Origin of the sequence: Neisseria sp. HMSC073G10 (assembly GCF_001812605.1) — a bacterium.
GTDB lineage: Bacteria > Pseudomonadota > Gammaproteobacteria > Burkholderiales > Neisseriaceae > Neisseria > Neisseria subflava_A.
In genome coordinates this window covers 1-3,258 of record NZ_KV809522.1, presented here as the reverse complement: position 1 = coordinate 3,258, position 3,258 = coordinate 1, and the positions used below count along the sequence as shown (strand labels likewise).

Annotated in this window: 5 protein-coding genes and 1 pseudogene; 3 read left to right on the top strand and 3 right to left on the bottom strand. The window is 48.8% G+C overall.

Going from position 1 to position 3,258, the window contains the following annotated elements; all coding sequences use genetic code 11:
* Window positions 1–234, top strand: a 234-nt coding sequence (locus HMPREF2865_RS05820; protein ID WP_070646359.1) for an IS5/IS1182 family transposase, incomplete at its 5' end; no start/stop codon positions are given.
* 72 nt (window positions 235–306) lie between these two features.
* Here HMPREF2865_RS05820 and HMPREF2865_RS05815 read toward each other — a convergent pair.
* From HMPREF2865_RS05815 to HMPREF2865_RS05805, 3 genes are read right to left on the bottom strand one after another with little or no spacing between them, the layout of a single operon-like run.
* Window positions 307–570 carry a hypothetical protein gene (locus HMPREF2865_RS05815; RefSeq protein ID WP_070646356.1) on the bottom strand — a complete coding sequence of 88 codons (264 nt, stop codon included), beginning with the start codon at window positions 568–570 and terminating at the stop codon, window positions 307–309.
* A gap of 25 nt (window positions 571–595) precedes the next feature.
* The gene (locus HMPREF2865_RS05810) at window positions 596–1,195 is read right to left on the bottom strand and encodes a Maf family protein (protein WP_070646353.1); all 600 of its coding nucleotides are present in this window, start codon (window positions 1,193–1,195) and stop codon (window positions 596–598) included.
* Window positions 1,196–1,234: 39 nt separating this feature from the next.
* Window positions 1,235–1,771, bottom strand: a complete 537-nt coding sequence (locus HMPREF2865_RS05805) for a gamma carbonic anhydrase family protein (protein WP_019270852.1) — start codon at window positions 1,769–1,771, stop codon at window positions 1,235–1,237.
* Window positions 1,772–2,223: 452 nt separating this feature from the next.
* On the opposite strand from HMPREF2865_RS05805, the gene HMPREF2865_RS05800 reads away from it, so the two are divergent.
* Window positions 2,224–2,847, top strand: coding sequence for a biliverdin-producing heme oxygenase (locus HMPREF2865_RS05800; protein WP_019270851.1), 624 nt, complete (start codon window positions 2,224–2,226; stop codon window positions 2,845–2,847).
* Between the two features lie 212 nt (window positions 2,848–3,059).
* Window positions 3,060–3,258, top strand: a pseudogene (locus tag HMPREF2865_RS11655) (transferrin-binding protein); the annotation flags it as partial.

Sequence of the window (3,258 nt, the reverse complement as noted above, 5' to 3'; positions counted from 1 at the left end):
CGCAAAGCCCACCGCAACCGTCCGCTGTCGGAAGCACAAACCAAACGTAACCGATATTTATCAAAAACCCGTTATGTGGTTGAACAAAGCTTTGGTACGCTGCACCGTAAATTCCGCTATGCGCGGTCAAGCTATTTTGGTCTGATTAAAGTGAGTGCACAAAGTCATCTGAAGGCGATATGTTTGAACCTATTGAAAGCCGCTAACAGGCTAAGTGCGCCTGCTGCCGCCTAAAAGGCGGCCGGATGCCTGATTATCGGGTGTCCGGGGAGGATTAAGGGGGTATTTGGGTAAAATCAGGAGTAATTAGGAGCTGAAATAGACGAAAACCTGTGTTTGGAGTTTCAGCTGTCGAAGGAAGGGCTTTTTTGCAAAGGTCTCATAGGTGTATTGATCGCCGAGCATGACCCAGCCGCCTGCGGGCGCATCTTCTATAGCGGAGCCAAGCTTCCCGAAAGAGAGGATGCTGTCGTTGCCTTTGCGGATGGCGGGTGTACCGTCGTCTGAAAAAGTGGTGCAGCCAGCGAGAAGGAATACTGCGGATAAAAAGGGGAAGACGTATGTTTTCATAATGTTTGTTTGAAGGTATTTAAAATCAGGCAAATGGGGGAATACTCAATCCGAATTGTTCCAACAAGCCGACCGTTTCGTAAACGGGCAGGCCCATCACGCCTGTAAAGCTGCCTTGCAAATGCTCGACAAACACGCCGCCCAAACCCTGAATGCCATACGCGCCCGCTTTGTCCATCGGTTCGCCACTTCGGATATAGGCGGATATTTCTTCGGCAGACAAGGTTTTGAAACGTACATCGCTGGTTTGCAAAACGCCGTGTGTTTTCCCTTGCCAATATACGCATACGGCAGTCAGCACCTGATGCGTCTGCCCTGAAAGCCGGGCGAGTATTTCGGCTGCTTGGGCTTCGGTTTCCGGTTTGCCGAGAATGTGGTTTTGATAGGCGACCGTAGTGTCGGCGGTCAGAATCGGATATTCGGGCGACGCGTCGTGTGTGGCTAACCATTGCTCGACAGCGGCGGCATTTTTTTCCTGCGCCATACGTTGCACATAATCGGCGGCTTTTTCGTCGGAATGCGGCGTTTCGTCGATGTCGGCAGGGATACGGATAACTTTGAATCTTAAGTTTTCCAGAATTTCGCGGCGGCGCGGGCTGCCGGAGGCTAGGTAGAGTGTGTGCATAAAACTTTCTTTTTTAGGGGATATAAGGCCGTCTGAAAATTATTTTGACTGTTTGTGTTGGCCGGACAAGCGCACATAATGCGCGGAAGAATATTTCAAAAATTCTTTTTCTTTTTCGGTCAGCGGGCGGACTTGTTTGACGGGCGAACCGACATAGAGATAGCCGCTTTCCAAACGTTTGCGTGGCGGCACCAAGCTGCCTGCACCTATCATCACGTCGTCTTCGATGACGGTATCGTCCAGAATAATCGTACCCATCCCAATCAACACACGATCGCCGATGCGGCAGCCGTGCAGCATGACTTTGTGTCCGACGGTTACGTCTTCGCCGATGATAAGGGGTGAGCCTTCGGGCTTTTCCGCGTTTTTGTGCGAAACGTGCAAGACACTGCCGTCCTGTACATTGCTGCGCGCGCCGATGCTGATACTGTTCACGTCGCCGCGCAGAACGGCATACGGCCAAACGGATACGTCTTCGGCAAGCGATACTTCGCCGATGATGACGGAGGTTTCGTCGATGAGGCAGGATTCGTGAATTTGCGGAGTATGGTCTAAGAAAGGGCGGATAGGGTTCATGTTGTTTCTTCCTTTTTGACAGTGTGGCAGGTTTCAGACGACCTGCGGCTCGGTATGGCGAAAGTATGCCGTTTTGACGCAGGTGAGGCAAGGACGGCGTCTGCCGAGATTTCGTCATGTCTTTGTAAACAATATTTTTTATGGTTAAGGAATCATTTTCCGTTAAGCCTGCCTCTCTTGTTTGCCGAAGGTGGAAAATTGTCCGTTATTATCTTGTAGTTGCAAGTAGCTGCAAACCATTCTCTTGCCATTTGAATTGGAATGATATATATTTTTAAAAAATATTTCATAAAATAACGAAACCCGATGGTTTGTTTTCAACCAGGTTTGGTGGGTTTCCAATCCCACAAACCTTGGCTTCCATCCCGTGTCCGTTTTCAAATCTATCCAATCCACCTTGTTTAAATAAAGGCGGCCGGAAGGTCGTCTGAAACTGTATGAAGGATATTCACATGAGCGAAACACAAGAGCTGACTTTTGCCAAACGGCTGAAAGAGCAAACTACAACTATTCACGATAGCGTGGACAACTTGGTTATGTCTGTCGAGCCGTTTACCAACAAAGAGAACTACATCAAATTTTTGAAACTGCAATCCGTGTTCCACAAAGCGGTTGATCATATCTATAAAGACCCCGAGTTGAACAAAGCCATTCCCGAGCTGGAATACATGGCGCGTTACGATGCGGTAACGCAAGACTTGGCGGATTTGGGCGACAAACCTTACGAATACGGCAAACCGCTGCCGCATGAAACCGGCAATAAAGCCATCGGTTGGCTGTATTGCGCCGAAGGTTCCAATTTGGGCGCAGCATTTTTATTTAAACACGCGCAAAAGCTGGATTACACCGGCGAACACGGCGCGCGCCACCTCGCTCCCCATCCGAACGGCCGCGGCAAACATTGGCGTGCTTTTGTCGAGCATCTGAATGCTTTGGGTTTAAGCCCTGAAGCTGAAGCCGAAGCGATTCAAGGTGCAAAAGATGCATTTGCGTTCTACAAAGTCGTTCTGCGCGAAACATTTGACCTGCCTGCAGGTGCGGAAGCTCCGGAAGGCTTTGTTCCGCATCGTCATTAATGGTTTGACGATATAAGTAGAGGTCGTCTGAAACACATCTGTATACGCGGATTCATAAATTCCGTTTTCAGACGACCTTCATACTGATGCAAGTTTAGTACCGTTTGGTTATCCGCATTTGCGGTATATTTTAATTGGTTTGATGTAAATAATTATCAAATATTTTATCACCATCATTCCAAAATACCATTATCACATTCAGGAGTTTGACCATGAAGGAATCATTTAAATTAAGTATGTTGGCGATTGCCTGCAGCATCGCATTGAGTGCATGCGGTTCAAGCGGTGGTGGCACGCCGTCTGCACAGCCTGCACCGACCCCGCAACAGCCGGGCAATAATTCCGGCTCGGGCGGAGGAGGTGATTCAAAACAAACAGAAGAAGCCAAGAAAGCTGAAGAAGCCAAGAAAG